Annotated in this window: 12 protein-coding genes and 1 pseudogene; 8 read left to right on the top strand and 5 right to left on the bottom strand. The window is 71.4% G+C overall.

Going from position 1 to position 15,363, the window contains the following annotated elements; genetic code table 11:
* Positions 1-28: 28 nt before the first annotated feature.
* Entirely contained in the window at positions 29-1,036 is a 1,008-nt protein-coding gene (locus tag B0E54_RS26480) for a phosphatase PAP2 family protein (RefSeq protein WP_234588845.1), read from the bottom strand.
* Between the two features lie 302 nt (positions 1,037-1,338).
* Between B0E54_RS26480 and B0E54_RS26475 the strand changes: the two genes are divergently transcribed.
* Entirely contained in the window at positions 1,339-1,842 is a 504-nt protein-coding gene (locus B0E54_RS26475) for a winged helix-turn-helix domain-containing protein (RefSeq protein WP_234588844.1), read from the top strand.
* 90 nt (positions 1,843-1,932) lie between these two features.
* Here the strand turns inward: B0E54_RS26475 and B0E54_RS26470 are convergent, their stop codons facing one another.
* Complete coding sequence (locus tag B0E54_RS26470; protein ID WP_234588843.1) at positions 1,933-6,345, bottom strand: S8 family serine peptidase; 4,413 nt, start codon at positions 6,343-6,345, stop codon at positions 1,933-1,935.
* Positions 6,346-6,588: 243 nt separating this feature from the next.
* Here B0E54_RS26470 and B0E54_RS26465 point away from each other — a divergent pair, with 243 nt between their 5' ends.
* A complete protein-coding gene (locus tag B0E54_RS26465) occupies positions 6,589-7,188 on the top strand; it encodes a winged helix-turn-helix domain-containing protein (RefSeq protein WP_234588842.1) in 600 nt (199 codons plus the stop codon).
* An 84-nt stretch (positions 7,189-7,272) separates the two neighbouring features.
* Here B0E54_RS26465 and B0E54_RS26460 read toward each other — a convergent pair whose 3' ends face one another.
* On the bottom strand, positions 7,273-8,163 hold the full coding sequence (locus tag B0E54_RS26460) for a diiron oxygenase (protein WP_234588841.1): 891 nt from the start codon (positions 8,161-8,163) through the stop codon (positions 7,273-7,275).
* Positions 8,164-8,280: 117 nt separating this feature from the next.
* On the opposite strand from B0E54_RS26460, the gene B0E54_RS26455 reads away from it, so the two are divergent.
* The 6 genes from B0E54_RS26455 (at position 8,281) to B0E54_RS26430 (ending at position 14,216) form a co-directional block, all read left to right on the top strand.
* A complete protein-coding gene (locus B0E54_RS26455) occupies positions 8,281-8,940 on the top strand; it encodes a TetR/AcrR family transcriptional regulator (protein ID WP_308195405.1) in 660 nt (219 codons plus the stop codon).
* Positions 8,937-9,236 carry a DUF4873 domain-containing protein gene (locus tag B0E54_RS26450; RefSeq protein WP_234588839.1) on the top strand — a complete coding sequence of 100 codons (300 nt, stop codon included), beginning with the start codon at positions 8,937-8,939 and terminating at the stop codon, positions 9,234-9,236. Before B0E54_RS26455 ends, B0E54_RS26450 begins: the two co-directional genes overlap by 4 nt.
* Positions 9,236-10,729 (top strand): NAD(P)/FAD-dependent oxidoreductase, encoded by a 1,494-nt coding sequence (locus B0E54_RS26445; protein WP_234588838.1) that lies wholly within the window; start codon positions 9,236-9,238, stop codon positions 10,727-10,729. Before B0E54_RS26450 ends, B0E54_RS26445 begins: the two co-directional genes overlap by 1 nt.
* Positions 10,719-11,591: an SDR family oxidoreductase gene (locus B0E54_RS26440; protein WP_234588837.1), complete on the top strand. Its 873-nt coding sequence runs from the start codon at positions 10,719-10,721 to the stop codon at positions 11,589-11,591. The genes B0E54_RS26445 and B0E54_RS26440 overlap by 11 nt, the downstream gene beginning before the upstream one ends.
* Positions 11,588-12,415, top strand: a complete 828-nt coding sequence (locus tag B0E54_RS26435; protein ID WP_234588836.1) for an alpha/beta fold hydrolase — start codon at positions 11,588-11,590, stop codon at positions 12,413-12,415. The genes B0E54_RS26440 and B0E54_RS26435 overlap by 4 nt, the downstream gene beginning before the upstream one ends.
* A 244-nt stretch (positions 12,416-12,659) precedes the next feature.
* On the top strand, positions 12,660-14,216 hold the full coding sequence (locus B0E54_RS26430) for an OFA family MFS transporter (protein ID WP_234588835.1): 1,557 nt from the start codon (positions 12,660-12,662) through the stop codon (positions 14,214-14,216).
* Positions 14,217-14,230: 14 nt separating this feature from the next.
* Here the strand turns inward: B0E54_RS26430 and nrfD are convergent, their stop codons facing one another.
* Positions 14,231-15,241 carry an NrfD/PsrC family molybdoenzyme membrane anchor subunit gene (gene nrfD, locus B0E54_RS26425; protein WP_234588834.1) on the bottom strand — a complete coding sequence of 337 codons (1,011 nt, stop codon included), beginning with the start codon at positions 15,239-15,241 and terminating at the stop codon, positions 14,231-14,233.
* Positions 15,238-15,363: pseudogene (locus B0E54_RS26420) on the bottom strand (4Fe-4S ferredoxin); the annotation flags it as partial. The pseudogene B0E54_RS26420 and the gene nrfD, both read right to left, overlap by 4 nt.

The raw sequence follows: 15,363 nt of genomic DNA, 5'->3' as shown, positions 1-15,363 counted from the left end.
GATGTCTCGCGGGTCGGGTATCGACCCGTCAGCGCCCTGCCGTCCTGCTGTCCGTCGCCAGCAGGCGCTCCATGGACCCCGGGTGGGCCGCCTCCCGCTGCGGCGGACCCACCGGTCCGGCGAACTCCACCGACCCCACCAGGAAGACCGCCACGCCCACCGCCAGCGCCGTCAGCACGGCCGCCGCCGAAATGGCCACGAGCGGCCCCCACGGCAGTCCGGCGGCCGGACCGGGCAGCAGCACCCGAACCACCCAGCCGAGCACGATCAACCCCACCGCCCCCTCGGCGAACGCGCGCCAGGCGCGACCGGCGACCGGCGTGGCATCCGGGCGCGGCGCGTCGCCGCCACGTCGGAGCGTCAGCGCCGCCGCGGCCAGGCAGAACAGCGCCGCACTCAGCAGGACGCCACCGAGCACGTCACTGAACCGGTGCCAGCCCGCGATCATGGTGGCCGCGCCGATCACCGAGACAGCCGCCGCGCCCGGCACGACCGACCACCGTCGGGCCCAGCCCGGCAGGACCAGCAGGTAGGCCAGCACCAGAGCCGTCGCGACCGCGACGTGGCCACTGGGAAAACTGTTGTGGGTGGTCGAGCCCTCGATCGCGAAGTCCGGACGGGGCAGTGCCGACTTCACCGCACCGGCCGTCACGACCGCGCACAGCACCAGGCCCACACCCGTGAGGCCGGCCAGCAGTCGACGACCGAGCAGACCCACCACTAAGACCCCGCCGAGCAGGGCGGCGAGCATCGACGGCCGGCCGAAGTGCCGCAGGACGACAGTCGCCGGCCCGAACAGATCGCCGGGCTGCTCGTATCCGCCACCCCGTTCGGCACGCGGCAGGAGCAGCCCGTCGATCCACTGACCCCGGTCGGTCCACACGAACAACAGGCCGGTGAGGCCCAGGGCGAACAGGAAACAGACAGCCGCCGCGAGCAGCCGCAGGCCCGGCGCAACGGCGGCGCGGCCGGCCGGCAGCGCCCGCGCGGGTCCGGGCGAGGACCGACTGACGGGGTACGACGATCCGTGAGGCATGTCGACCATGTTCGGCCGGCCAGGTCCGGACGCCGTCCGTGGATTGTCTTCGTTCTGTCACAACCGCCGGTCACCACCGGAGAAAACCGGGCGATCCCGCTTCCCGAACCCCCGCCGACCCTTCGTTGTCGCCAAGCCGTCCGCACGGCCGTGACGTCGACAGTCATTCACATGCTTACATGCAACTATGTTTTACCCAGCCGAGACGAGCCACCACTAGGGTCAGGGCGCCGATCGATGGTCGTCCTCGGCGGTGCGAAAACCATCCGGAGTGATTGTGGGGAACCGGAAGGGGTTGGGCAATGCAGGGAATTCCGGTCGCCTCGCTGGTCATCGGCATCGCGTCCTCGCCGGCTGAGCGCCGGCAGTTGGCCCGCCTGCTCGGCGGGACCGACGCCTTCCTGATCGTCTCGAACGTGGACCAGGCGCGGGAGTTCCTCGGGGTGGTCGAGATGCCCCCCGTCGCACCTCCCCCCGCCCAGACCGTGCTCGCGGAGGTGGCGCCGAGCCCGCAGCCGCCGCCGGATCTGAGCGTCGACTCCGACCGCCGGGTGCTGCGCTGGCGCGACCAGGAGATCGACCTGACCCGACTGGAGCACGACGTGCTGCTCTGCCTGGTCGACGCTCCCGGGCAGGTCTGGACCTACGAGCGACTGCACCTTGAGGTCTGGGGCAACCGACACCTCGGCCGCGGGTCCGACATGCACTCCGTGGTTCGTCGGGTGCGTCGCAAGCTGGCCCGGCTCGACGCCGCCACCACCATCCACGCGGTCCGCGGCGTCGGCTTCCGGCTCGCGCCCGTCTGAGCGCGCGCCCGGCCGTCGCGAAGGCCGGTCCGGCCCGCCTGGTCGAGGACCAGGCGGGCCGGATGGTGCGCTACCGCTTACCGCAGGGTGTCAGCACCGGATGGGCGCCAACGCGAAGTTCTCCACCGCGGGAGTGGTGGTGTCGATCCTCGTCTGACGGGTCTGGGGCTTCCAGCCGTCCTTGGCGACGATCATCGTGAGCGGGTTGTTCCGGCGGTCCACCCAGTAGGCGTACCTGCCGGCGCTGTCGGTCGCGAACGTCCACGACATCGCCCACGAGTCCACCTGGACCACCGCACCGGCGATCGGCGAGGTCGCGCCCTGGCAACTGGTCCCGGTCACCGTGCCCATCAGCTTGCCCCAGGTCTTCGGGGGCGTCGCCGTCATGGTCACCGCCACCGGCGCCACCGAGTACGGCGTGTTCTCCTTGATCGTGACCGCACCCGAGTAGGTGCCCGGCTGGTCCACGTTCGCCGTCATCCCGACGGTGACAGTGACCTTCTCCCCCGGCGCGAGGGTGACAGTCGACTTGTCGATCGTCATCCAGCTGACGTCGGCCGCTGCCTCGACGCACCCCTCGAAGCCCGGCAGCACCTCACTGTCCGGTGCCGCGTTGAAGCTGCCCGACGAGCCACCGATCTTGTAGAAGCCGCACGCCGCGCCACCCCGGTACCGGGCGGTGTTGGCGTTCGGCAGGTTCGACCACGAGTTGGTGGCCGGGTCGTAGGCGAAGCCGGCGTTGCTGATGGCGCCGCCCTGCGAACCACCCACGACGAGGAGCTTGCCGCTGGCCACCGCGTACGAGCTGGCCCAGTTGTCCGTCGGCGCGTCGGCGATGGCGGTCCACGTGTTGGCACCCGGGTCGTAGGCGTAGCTGGCCTTCTGCGCCGCGGTGCCGTCGTTGCCACCGGTGCAGTAGAGAACACCGTCGATCCCGCCGCAGGAGGCGAAGGCCACCGACTTCGGGTAGTTCGCCAGCGTCTCCCAGGCGTCGGTGCCCGGGTCGTAGCGGACCACGGTGTTCGACATCGGCACACATTCCGCGGTGGTGCAGCCGCCGACGGCGTAGAGCTTGCCGCCGACGACGGCCTGCCCGGCCGCGGAACGCGGCGCCGGGTTGTCGGCCAGTTCGGTCCAGCTGTTGGCCCCCGGGTCGTACGACCAGGTGGCGGCGTCGGGGCCCTCGGCGCCCCAGCCACCCGTTGCGATGATCTTCCCGCCGACCACGCCCACGGTCAGCGCGTTACGGGCGCCCGGCAGGTCGGCCGCCGCCGTCCAGGTCTGCGCGACCGGGTCGTAGGCGTAGGTCTTCGCGGTGGAGGCGCTTCCGTCGCCACCGCCGATCGAGTACACCTTGCCGTCCAGGGTGACGACCCGGTTGTCCATGATGTTGGTCGGGAAGTCGGTGATGTCCGTCCACGGGGCGGCCTGCGGGCCGGGCGCGGCGGTGGTCGCCGACGTCGCCTTGCCGGACGCCCTGGCCGCGAACGACGTCGGGACGCTCAGCCGCTGCTCCGGTGCGCCGGCCGCGCCGAGCACCTGCTGCCGGGTCACCCAGGAACCGTCCGCCCGCAGCAGCTCGAAGCCGTTGTCCCGCTCGCCGAAGCCGACCTCGACCGGCGCTCCGCCGGTGTTGGTCACGGTGAACGTCCTGGTGGCCTTGCCGCTGGGCATCTGGACCGTCGCGCTCAACTGGGTGGGTGTCACCGACAACCGGCCGGCCGCGAGGACGAAGTTCGCGGCGGTGGCCCAGTCGGGTTCGACGTCGACCTGCTTGCTCTGGCTGACGTAGTTGCCGGCCGTCGCGGTGAACTTGTGGGTGCCGGTCAGCGTCGAGTAGATCCAGTAGAACCCGTCGGGCAGTCCCGGGTCGTCCGGGGTCGCCACGGTGACCGCCTTCTCGGCGGGCCGGTCGTTGCTGGTGACGGTGGCGCCGTTGACGTAGCTGTTGTCGTTCTTGTCGCGGACGTTGCCCACGACCAGACCGCCGTCGACCGGCACGCAGGTGACCTGACTGCCGATGAGGACGTTGTCGACCTCCCACCACCACTCGTACGAGGCGTCGTAGTAGTGGAACCGCACCTGGACCTGCGCCTTGCCGGCCGCCTGCGGAATCGGGATCTCGGTGAGCTTCGGGCCCCGGACGTCGGTTTCCTGTCGGAGCACGTTCGTCCAGGTCGCGCCGTTGTCGATGCTCAGGTCGACGTCTGCGGTGTCGTCGTTGAGCTGGTTGAAGTCCTGGTTGAACCGGATGACCGGGGCCGTGACGCCGGTCAGGTCGACCACCGGGCTGACCAGGGAGGTGTCCTGGCTGGTGCCCGCGCCGTAGTCGTCGCTGTCGATCATCGCGAAGTTGCCGGTGCCACCGGTCAGGTTGCCCCGACCGCCGTCGTCGGTGAACTTCCAGACCTGACCGCTGCCCACGTTGTCCACCACCGTCCAGCCGGCCGGGGTGGTCGTCGCGTCGAAGGTCTCGTACTCGCCGTCGGAGCCGAACGTGTAGCCGGGCGCCGTCGTGCACCTGGTGGTGTCGACCGGCACCGCGACGTTGGCGGTCACGTTCCGGGTGCCGACCACGACCTCCTTGGTGACCCTCTGGTAGCCCGGGTACTGCACCTCGTACGTCAGGGTGTACGTCTGCCCGGCCGGCAGCGTGATGCTGTATCGGCCGTTCGAGGGCGTCGTGTAGTCGTACACGCCGGACGGGCCGCTCACTGTCACCTTCGCGTACAACGGCCAGCCGTGGCCGGAGCCGTCGGTGACCGAGCCGGTGATGTTGACGCGCGGCACCGCCGTCAGGGCGACGTCGAGCGTCGTGGTCGCGCGGTTGGCGACAGTCGCGGACTTCGTGGTGCTGCCGTAGCCGAACGCCGATACGACGACCTGGTAGTCGCCGGTCGGGACCTGGGTCGAGTAGGTGCCGTCGGCGCCGGTGGTGATCTCACGCGACGCCGGACCGGTGAGGGTCACTGTCGCGCCGGCGATCGGTGCGCCGGTGGCCGCGTCGGTGACCGTGCCGGCCAGGGTGCCGACGTCGCCGGTCGGGGCGGCGTTGAGCAGTGCGAGGGCGTCCAGCCGGCCCTCACCCCAGACGTTGTTGTCCGCGGCGGTACCGCCGCACTGGTCGTCGGCCTTGTCGACAGCGGTGCCGTTGAGCAGCGCGCGGGTTCCGTCGACGTCACCGATCAGCGACGGCGCGGCCGAGTACAGCAGGGCGATCGCGCCCACCAGGTGCGGGGCGGCCATCGACGTGCCGCTGGCGGCGGCGTACCCGTTGCCGGGAACGCTCGACCGGACGTTCACGCCGGGCGCGGAGATGTTGGGCTTGATCTCGCCGTTCTGCCCGGCGCCCCGGGCCGAGAAGCTGGCGATGGTGTTGTTGACGTCGTACGCGCCGGCGGAGTAGTTGCTGGCGAGGCTTCCCGGTGAGCCGCTGGTCTGGCACGCCGGCCCGCTGTTGCCGTTGGAGAAGACCCCGAAGATGCCGGACGCGGCCCAGGCCAGCGTCACGTCCTCCATGAAGGGCTCGTTCGACGGGTTCCGGGTGCCCCAGGAGTTGTTGATGATGTTCGGCCGCTTGCTGGCGTCCGGGTTCTGACCGCGCAGGTCGGTCGGTTCGAGCATCCACTGACCGGATTCGATCAGCGCCGCGTCGGTCGGGCAGCAGCCGTTCGCCGCGATCCACTTGACGCCGGGCGCGACACCGATCTGGTTCGCGCCGGCGGAGCCGGCCATGGTGCCCATGGTGTGCGTACCGTGGCCGTCGTCGTCGCAGGGCGCGTCGGCGCACGTCCCGGCGGCGTTGAACCAGTTGTAGTTGTGGTCGAACGTGCCGTCGCCGTTGTTGCCGCGGTAGGAGTTCACCAACGCCGGGTGGTCGTACTGCACGCCGCTGTCGATGCTGGCGATGGTGACGCCCTCGCCGGTGACGCCGTACTGGGACCAGACGTCGTCGGCGTTGATGTTGGCAACGCCCCACTCGACGGAGTTGACGGTCTTCTCGTCGGTGCCCTTGGTGAGTTCCGGCAGCTTGTAGGCGACCGGGGCGTAGAGGCCCTCGACCTCGGCGTGGGCGGCGAACTTCTGCGCCATCGCCAGGGAGCCGCTGTTCACCTTGATGGCGTTGGTGGCCCAGAAGGTCTGGTACTTCGTACCCGAGCTGTCGAGTTCGGCGCGGATCTTGCCCTGGCTCCCGGCGGCGGTCTCCCGCAGCGTCTGCGCGACTGCCGCGCCGCGCTTCGTCCAGTCCTTGATGGCACTGGCCTTGCTCAGGTCGGCCCGGTCCTTGAACCGAATCCAGAAGTCCCCTGCGGTCTTGGCCTCAAGCTGGCGGGCGAGCTCCGGCCGGATCTTGTCCCCGGCGGCGGTGCCCGCTCCCAGCGAACCGGGCGCGGCCTGCGCGCCGGAGCTGACGCTGACCAGGCATGTGGCGGCGAGGATCGTCGCCGCGCTGGCGCTGACCAGCGATCTGGCCGTGCGTCTCCATTGTGGACGTCTGAACATCGGTGCTGCCTCCCTCAGAACGACCCAGGGGTGTAGTGGGCCATGGTGAGAGTGCGCGAGATCCAGCTCGGTGGAGCCGAGCGAACGGACCCCCTCATGCCTCCCCATGCACCGCGCGGGTCACGCCGGTTGCCCGAGTGGACACTATGATCGAGAGGAAAGGACGATCAAGAACTTGCTGTGAGCAACTTGTCGCTAACGGTTGCCCTGCTGGCGGCGCGCTTGCCAATCATTGTCAGGACCATGACGACAGCTGGGCAGGGATGCCCATCGATCCCGGGCGGTGTGGTGGCCGAGGACGACGAGACGGCGGCGGACGGGTCCGACCCGACCGACGAGCCGTTTCCGTTGCTGATCGCGGTGACGCCGTCCCCTACCGAGCGCATCCGGCTCGCGGAGCGTCTCGACGGGATCGCGCCGCTGCTGCTGGTGGCCGACCTCGACGAGCTGCGTCGGCTGATCGCGGTGCCGCAGCAACGAGCCGGCCCTCTCGGCGAGCCACAGTCGAGCCCGACGCCCACCGTCGAGCCCGAGCCCGCCCTGGTCATCGACTCGGCCCGGTCCACCGCCCGGTACGCGGGTCGCGAGGTCGACCTGACCCGGCTGGAGCACGACCTGTTGACCTGCCTGATCACCGAGCCGGTCCGGATCTGGAGCTACGCCGAGCTGCACCGGTCGGTCTGGCACGACGAGGGGCGCGAGCGCAGAGCAGACGTGCAGTCTGTGGTGAAGCGGCTGCGCCCCAAGTTGCGGGCCCTCGGCGCCGGTGCCACGATCGAGGCCGTACGCGGTGTCGGGCTGCGCCTCACCGGCCGGCACGAGCCGCGGATCGGGCGTGCCTGACGGCTGCCTGATGTGGGCAGTTCATCGCCAACGTCCCGCCGCCGGCGGAACCCGTCGACGCCGCGCCCACCCGGACGACGCCCGTCAGATCAACCCGGCCCGGGCCCACAACCGCCGCCCCGGCCCGCCCACCAGCCCGACGCCCGCGAGGTGGTCGTGCACCCGGGCCGCCGACCACCGCAGCGTGGCCTGCCAGTGCGGGTTGGCGCGGGCGGCGGCCCGGCCCACCGCCGGCGGGATCCCCACCGCCGCGTACGCGTCGGGGTGCACGAGACGGTTGGCGATCGAGTGCGCGGCACGACCGACCAGCAGGCGGGCGTACGCCATGCCCACCGGTCCGGCAGCCGCGACCTGGCGGGCCAGCTCGTCGCGGGCGAACCGCACGTGTCGCGCCTCCTCGACGACGTGGATGCGCGAGACCATCCGGATGAGCGGCTGCAGCGACTCGTCCACCATGATCTCGCGCTGGAACGCGTCGAGGATCTCCTCGGCGACGAGGATCGCGGCGTACATCCGGGGGCCGCTGGCGGTCGCCTTGAGGAACCGGCCGAGCAGGTGGTCGAGCGGGTCCGCCCGGTAGACGGGACAGCCCATCGCCTCGATCAGCCGACCGAACATGATCGAGTGCCGGCACTCGTCGGCGACCTCGGTCAGCGCGTACTGGGCGCGGGGGCTGGTCGGGTCGGCGTCGTAGTAGTGCCGGATCAGCATCTGCATGAGGATCGTCTCGAACCACAGACCGGCGCTGGCCGCGCTGGCCACCTCGTGCTTGGTGAGTTCGATCCGCTGCTCCTCGCTCAACCCGGACCAGAGCGGGGTGCCGTAGAGGCTGCTGCGGTGCGGCGGAAGCCAGTAGGCGCCCGGGGTGTGCGGCGCGTCCCAGTCGATCTCGACCACCGGGTCGTAGCTGGTCCGCAGCGACGACGTGAGCAGCCGCTCGGCGACCGCAGCGCCCTGGGGTTCCGCCGTCTCCATGGTTCCTCCATATTGACGTGACGACCGGTAACTGTTACGAGTAGTAGCATGCAATCGTCGCGCAAGGATGTCAATGGATCCGACCCGCCGGGCGCATCCGACGCCGACGCCCCGAGAGTGAAGGGCAACGGTCGTCGGGACCGCTGGGCAGGCCATCGCGAGCAGCGCCGACTGGCGCTCGTCGGCGCCGCCGTACAGGCCCTGCTGCGGCACGGACCCGAGGTCGACATGGACCAGGTGGCGGCCATCGCCGGCGTCAGCAAGCCGGTGCTCTACCGCTACTTCACCGACAAGTCGCAGCTCTGGATCGCGGTGAGCGAGGTGGTGGCGGCCCGGGTCGTGGACGCCATCGCGCCCGCGATCGAGCAGGTCCGCGAGGAACGCGCCCTGGTCGAGGCGACGATCGACGCGTACCTCGGCGTGATCGAGTCACAGCCCGCGCTCTACCGGTTCCTCATGAGCCAGTCCGGGCAACCCGGCATCCACCAGGTCGTCGCCGGGACCAGCCGGCAGGTGGCCGCCGGGCTGGCCCGGGTGATCGGCGACCGGCTGCGCGCGCTCGGCCTGGACGCCGGCCCGGCCGAACCCTGGGCGTACGGCCTGGTGGGGTTCGTGCAGGCGGTCGGCGACTGGTGGACCACACACGGACAGCCGCTCAGCCGCAGCGCCCTCACCGACTACCTGACCACCCTGCTCTGGAGCGGGATCGAGGGCGTCCGGGCCAGCGCCGACCTGCCACCCGAGCTGACCCGCGCCCACGGACGGATCGTGCCGTGAGCTATCACGGTCCGGCGAGCATCGCGGGCACCCCGGTACGGGTACACCTCAGCGGACGGTGGGAGCCCGTCGACGGCCGCTTCCACTGGGGTGGGCGCATCGAGCCGGACCCGACAGTGGCACGACTGCTGCGCTCCGGTCGCCGCGACGTCGAGCTGCGCATCGCCGACCGGGCCCGGCCCGCCCGACTGGCCGAGGTCGACCCGTGGGGCGGCGTACGGATCACCGGCGTGGGTGATCCGCCCTGGCCCTCGCCGGCCGGACCGGACGTCGCGTCCGAGGATCTGGAGGACTGATGGACACAGACGTTGCCATCGTCGGGGCCGGTTTTGGCGGCCTGGGCGCGGCCATCGCCCTGCAACGGGCCGGCTTCAACGACTACCTCGTCTTCGACCGGGGCGACGACGTCGGCGGCACCTGGCGGGACAACACCTACCCCGGCTGCGCCTGCGACGTCCCGTCGCACCTCTACTCCTTCTCCTTCGCCCCCAATCCCCGCTGGTCCACCACCTTCTCCAGCCAGCCGGAGATCAGGGACTACCTACGCGGCTGCGTCGACCGCTTCGGGATCGGCCCGAAGCTCCGACTGCGCCACGAGGTGCACGAGGCACGCTGGGACGACAAGCGCCAACGCTGGCTGCTGCGCACCTCCGGCGGGGATCACACGGCCCGGGTGCTGATCTGCGCGGCCGGCCCCCTGAGCGAGCCCGCCATCCCCGATCTGCCGGGCATCGACGAGTTCGCCGGCACGGTCTTCCACTCCGCCCGCTGGCGGCACGACCACGACCTGACCGGCCGCCGTGTCGCGGTCATCGGCACCGGCGCGTCGGCCGTCCAGTTCGTGCCGCGGATCCAGCCGGCCGTCGACAGACTGACGCTGTTCCAGCGCTCCCCCGCCTGGATCATGCCGAGGCGCTCGCGCCGCATCAGCCGGGTCGAGCAGGCCGCGTTCCAAACCGTGCCCGGCGCGCAGCGGGCCGCCAGGGCCGGGCTGTACCTGCTCCGCGAGACCATGGGTCTGGGCTTCCTGCACCCGACGGTCAACCGCCTCGCCTCCCGGCTGTCCCTGCGGACGCTGCGGCGTCAGGTCACCGACCCGGCCCTGCGGGACAAGCTCACACCCCGGTACGCCATGGGCTGCAAACGGGTCCTGATCTCGAACGACTACTGGCCGTCGCTCACCCGGCCGAACGTCGACGTGGTCACCGAGGGCATCACCCGGGTCGTGCCGGACGGCCTGGTCACCGCCGACGGCGTGCACCACCCGGCGGACACGATCATCCTCGGCACCGGGTTCCACGTCACCGACTCCCCCGTCGTGCGGCGCATCCACGGCCGCGGCGGGTGCAGCCTGGGTACGGCCTGGACGCCCAGCATGCACGCGTACCGGGGCACGACCATCGCCGGCTTCCCCAACCTGTTCTTCCTGCTCGGCCCGAACACCGGGCTCGGGCACACCTCGGTGGTGCTGATGATCGAGGCGCAGTTGCGCCTGGTGCTCGCGGCTCTGCGCCACCTGCGGGCCACCGGCGCGCAGGCCATCGAGCCGACCACGGAGGCCCAACGACGCTGGACCGAACAGATCGACAGGAAGATGGCCGGGACCGTCTGGCAGACCGGCTGTTCGAGCTGGTATCTCGACGCCACCGGCCGCAACACCACCATCTGGCCGGGCTTCGCCACCAGCTTCCGGATGCGCCTGCGCCGGTTCCACCCCGCCGACCACCGGCTGATCACGGCCGGCCACAGCCCCAACGAACCGGAACGGGAGCACGCCGATGCGGTATGACCTGGCGGGCCGGACCATCTTCATCACCGGCGCGGCACGCGGCATCGGCGCCGAGCTGGCCCGCGCGGCCGTCGCCCGGGGCGCCCGGGTCGCCCTGGCGGGTCTGGAGGGCGAGCGGCTCCGGCAGCTCGGCGACGAGCTCGGCGCGCACTGGTACGAGTGCGACGTCACCGACCAGGTGGCGCTGGACGCAGCGGTGGCTTCCACAGTGGAGCGGTTCGGTGGTGTCGACGTGGTGGTGGCGAACGCCGGCATCGCCAACCTCGGCACCGTTGCCGTGGGGCCCGTCGACGCGTTGGTGCGTACCGTCGAGGTGAACCTCTGCGGCGCGATCCGCACCGTCAGCGCGGCGCTGCCGCACGTCACCGCCGCCCGGGGTCACGTCCTGATCGTCTCGTCGGCCGCCGCCTTCACGGCGATGCCCGGCATGGCGGCCTACTGCGCGTCCAAGGCGGGCGTGGAGCAGTTCGCCAACGTGCTACGCCTGGAGACGCGCTCGGGTGGCGTCACCGTCGGCACCGCGCATCCGATCTGGATCGACACCGACCTGGTCCGCGACATCCGTGCCGACCTGGCGTCGTTCAACGCCACGCTGCGCCGGCTGCCGTGGCCGCTGTCCACGGTCGTCCCTGTCGAGCAGTGCGCCGACGCACTGCTGAGCGGCATCGAACGCCGCAGACGCAAGGTGTACGTGCCACGGTCGCTGGCCTTGGTGCAGGCGCTGCGGCCGGTGGTGCTCAGCGGCCTCTCGGACGCGCTGATCACCAGGTTGGGCGGCCGCACGATGGTCGGTCAGATGGAGGACGAGGTACGCCAGCTCGGCCGGTCCTTCGGCAGGTCGTCGGTGGAGGGACGCAGATGAGCATCCACTTCCGTCGCGCGGGCAGCGGTGAACCGCTCGTGCTCATCCACGGCATCGGTCACCGCCACCAGGCGTGGGAGCCCGTGTTCGACAGGCTCACCGCCCACCACGAGGTGATCGCCCTCGACCTGCCCGGCTTCGGGAACTCACCGGTGCCCGACACCGGGATGCCCGCCGACATGGCCGCCACCGTCGCCGCGATGCTGCCCGTCCTGACCGAGTGGGGGCTGGAGCGCCCGCATGTGGCCGGTTACAGCCTCGGTGGGGCGATCGGTCTGGAGCTGGCCGCGACCGGGGCTGTCGCGTCGGCCACCGCCTTCTCCCCCGCCGGCTTCTTCACACCGGCGGAGCGGCGCCGGGCACTGGCCATCCTCAGGATGCTGCGGGCCAACTCGCGCCTGCCCACCCCGATCATGCGGGTCGCGTTGCGCTCGGCGTACCTGCGGGCGTTGTGCTTCGCGCCGCTGATGGCCCGCCCGACGCTGTTGGACGTCGACCGCGCGGTGGGCGACGCGCTCGCCCTGCGGCGAGCGGTGGGCTTCAACGCCGTGGCCCGAGCCTCCCGCGACTACCGCTTCGACTGCCTCCGGCTGGCCGCCGCGGCGGTGCCGGTGACCATCGGCTGGGGCGACCATGACCGCATCTTCGCCGTCCACCAGGCCGAGCGCGCCCGGGCCGGGCTGCCGGCGGCCCGCGTGGTGACGCTTGCCGGCTGCGGGCACGTGCCGATGAGCGACGACCCGGATCTGGTCGCCGCGCTCATCCTGGAGACCACCGGCGCCGTTCCCCGCGCACCGGGACCGGACCCGTCGGTGGCCGCCTAGCGACGGCGTGGGTCAACGAAACAGGGCGGGCCGGTTGGAGCGCGAGCCCGCCACCAGCACTTCCGCGTTTCGGAGTTATGACGAAGCGTGAACCTGCCGCCACGTAACGTGAGAATGCAGCCGGTCAGCGGCTGACGCAGGCGTGCACCGGGCCGCCACTGGGGGCGGCACCGCTCTGTCGGCTACCGGCACGGGCAGCTCTGCCCCGCCGTCTGCCCGTTCAGTCGCAGGAGGTGCGGACCCCATGCTGTCGGTATTCAACCCTCGGCACACCGTCGCTCCCCCGGGATACAGCCGCTGGCTCATCCCGACCGCGGCTTTGGCCGTGCACGTCTGCATCGGTCAGGTCTACGCGACGAGCGTCTACAAGAACTCCCTCATCGCGCACTTCGACACCAGCCAGACGGCGATCGGGGCGATCTTCAGCATCGCCATCGTCATGCTGGGTTCGTCGGCGGCGGTGGGCGGCCGGTGGGTGGAGCGAAACGGCCCCCGCCGGGCCATGTTCGTCTCCGCCTGTTTCTGGGCCACCGGGTTCCTGGTCGGCGCGATCGGCATCGCGACCCAGCAACTCTGGCTGCTCTACCTCGGCTACGGCGTCATCGGCGGCATCGGGCTGGGCATCGGCTACATCTCGCCCGTCTCCACGCTGATCAAGTGGTTCCCGGACCGGCCGGGTCTCGCCACCGGCCTCGCCATCATGGGGTTCGGCGGCGGCGCCCTGGTCGCCGGCCCGCTCGCACGCCAGCTGCTCTCGCTGTACGACTCCAACTACAACCCGGACAATCCGGGAGCCGTCGCGTCGGGCCACGCCCTCGTGGCGCTCTTCGTCACGTTCGGCCTCGGCTACTTCGTGATCATGATGTTCGGCCCGTTCAACGTCCGGGTTCCGGCACCGGACTGGCGGCCCGCCGGGTTCGATCCGGCCAGCGTCGCCAGCCGCCCCCTGGTGACACGGGCGAGCGTGTCCGCGACGAACGCGGTACGTACCCGATCGTTCTGGCTGCTGTGGATCGTGCTGTTCTGCAACGTCACGGCCGGCATCGGCATCCTGGAGCAGGCCAGCCCGATGATCCAGGACTTCTTCCGGGACAACGGCTCCACCGCGGTGTCGGTGTCGGCGGCGGCCGGTTTCGTGGGTGTCCTGTCGCTGTTCAACATGGCCGGCCGGTTCGTCTGGTCGACGACGTCCGACCTCATCGGCCGCAAGCCCATCTACATGGTCTACCTCGGCGTCGGCATGGTGCTGTACGTGCTGCTCGCCGTCGCCGGCCACGCCGCGACGGCGGTCTTCGTGCTGGTCGCCGCCGCGATCATCTCCTTCTACGGCGGCGGCTTCGCCACCATGCCCGCGTACCTGCGCGACCTGTTCGGCACCTTCCAGGTCGGCGCCATCCACGGTCGGATCCTGACCGCGTGGTCGGCCGCGGGTGTCGCCGGGCCGCTGATCGTCAACGGGATCCTCGACACGCAGGGCAAGCCCGGCACCCTCACCGCCTCGGCGTACCGGCCCGCGCTGTTCACCATGGTCGGCATCCTGGCCATCGGCTTCATCGCCAACCTGCTGGTACGTCCCGTGCCGGACCGGTTCCACGAGCCGGACCGGGGACCGACGTCGCCGGTGGCCAAGGCCACGGTCACCGAGCCGGTCGCCCTCGGCCCGCAGAGCACCCCTCCGGTGCCCGAGCACGTCGGCACCCAGACCGGGCGACTCTGGGTGTCCTGGCTGCTGGTCGCGGCGCTGCTCGGATACGGCATCGTCCAGACCGCCATCACCGCGGCGAAACTGTTCACCGGCTGAGGTGTCGCGCCCGTTCAGGGCCGGAGCGCGGGGTCGTTCTTCTCGTCGAGTCTCTCCCGCTGGGGCACGACCGTGTACTTCGGATCGCGCGCGGAGACCCGGCCCGCCTCGAAGACACCGAACCGGGTGGCGACCGACGAGGCCACGAGGGCCGCGCCGGAGATCGCCGCCAGAAGCCGGCTGCGGCGGCTGACCAGTGCCGCGGCGGTGCCCACGGCGAGCAGCGCCCGCCCCGCGGTGACCAGTCGCCCGCTGCGGCCGCGCCGGTACGGCTCACCGGTCAGGCCCAGCCGCTCCAGCCGCCGTCCGCCGACCAGCTCGACGGTTGCGGCGGCGAGGGCGAGTCGCCGCAGCGGGGCGGTCTGCGTGGCCGGGGCCGCGATCAGGCCGACCCCGGACGCGGCGGCGAGCGCGCTCCCGGCGAAGACGAACGGCAGCGACGGGTAGGCGTCGTGCCAGGACGGCACGGCCGTGTCGGCGAGGAGCACCCCGGTGTACGTGGCCAGCGCCGGCGCGACAGCGGCGGCCGCCAGACCGGCGGCGTGGCCGACCGGGGGCGCCAGCCGGCGGGCGAGGCCGAGCACGCCGTGCTGTGGGATCAGCGGCGCGAGTTCGGCAACCGCTGCCACCCCGGCCAGTGGCCCGAACGCGGCGAGGATCCAGGTGCCGACGGACATGGGTGAGGTCACCTTGGCGACCCGGAGCATGTGGTGGAACCGGCTCGGCCGCCCGAGGTCGTGAATGAGCAGGTAGGTGCTGGCGGTGACACCGCCGAGGGCCGTCCACCGGCCGATCGTGCGCAACTCGGGACGACCGGTCACCTGGGCGCCCGCGGCGATCAGCGAGCCGCCGGCGGCGAGGCCGCCGGTGAACAGGTAGCCCGCGATGTCGTACTTCCAGACCGGTGGTTTGAGCACCGGCCGGCCGTAGTAGGAGCTGAAGTCGGCAGGCGGCACGGTGAGCTGTTCGCCGCCCCCGCCGCGTCCGGGCCGCCGGTGCCCGTCGAGCGGTGTCGTGTCGGTCATGGCCGCCGACCCAGGAACGCGAGCGCCGTGACGGCAGTCATCGTGAGCGCGGCGAGGCCGGCGCGTTTCCACATCGCCGGCAGATCCCGCGTCGTCACCACCGGATCCGGCGGCAACCCATA

This window comes from Micromonospora sp. MH99 (assembly GCF_021442385.1).
Lineage (GTDB): Bacteria > Actinomycetota > Actinomycetes > Mycobacteriales > Micromonosporaceae > Micromonospora.
Note: the sequence above shows the minus strand (reverse complement) of the source record. Positions and strands in the feature narration are given on the sequence as shown.

Coding starts and splice junctions, on each gene's coding strand:
- B0E54_RS26475 (WP_234588844.1), top strand. CDS start 1,339: ATGCAGGGAATTCCGGTCGCCTCGCTGGTCATCGGCATCGCGTCCTCG.
- B0E54_RS26440 (WP_234588837.1), top strand. CDS start 10,719: ATGCGGTATGACCTGGCGGGCCGGACCATCTTCATCACCGGCGCGGCA.
- nrfD (WP_234588834.1), bottom strand. CDS start 15,241: ATGACCGACACGACACCGCTCGACGGGCACCGGCGGCCCGGACGCGGC.
- B0E54_RS26445 (WP_234588838.1), top strand. CDS start 9,236: ATGGACACAGACGTTGCCATCGTCGGGGCCGGTTTTGGCGGCCTGGGC.
- B0E54_RS26435 (WP_234588836.1), top strand. CDS start 11,588: ATGAGCATCCACTTCCGTCGCGCGGGCAGCGGTGAACCGCTCGTGCTC.
- B0E54_RS26465 (WP_234588842.1), top strand. CDS start 6,589: ATGACGACAGCTGGGCAGGGATGCCCATCGATCCCGGGCGGTGTGGTG.
- B0E54_RS26480 (WP_234588845.1), bottom strand. CDS start 1,036: ATGCCTCACGGATCGTCGTACCCCGTCAGTCGGTCCTCGCCCGGACCC.
- B0E54_RS26470 (WP_234588843.1), bottom strand. CDS start 6,345: ATGTTCAGACGTCCACAATGGAGACGCACGGCCAGATCGCTGGTCAGC.
- B0E54_RS26460 (WP_234588841.1), bottom strand. CDS start 8,163: ATGGAGACGGCGGAACCCCAGGGCGCTGCGGTCGCCGAGCGGCTGCTC.
- B0E54_RS26430 (WP_234588835.1), top strand. CDS start 12,660: ATGCTGTCGGTATTCAACCCTCGGCACACCGTCGCTCCCCCGGGATAC.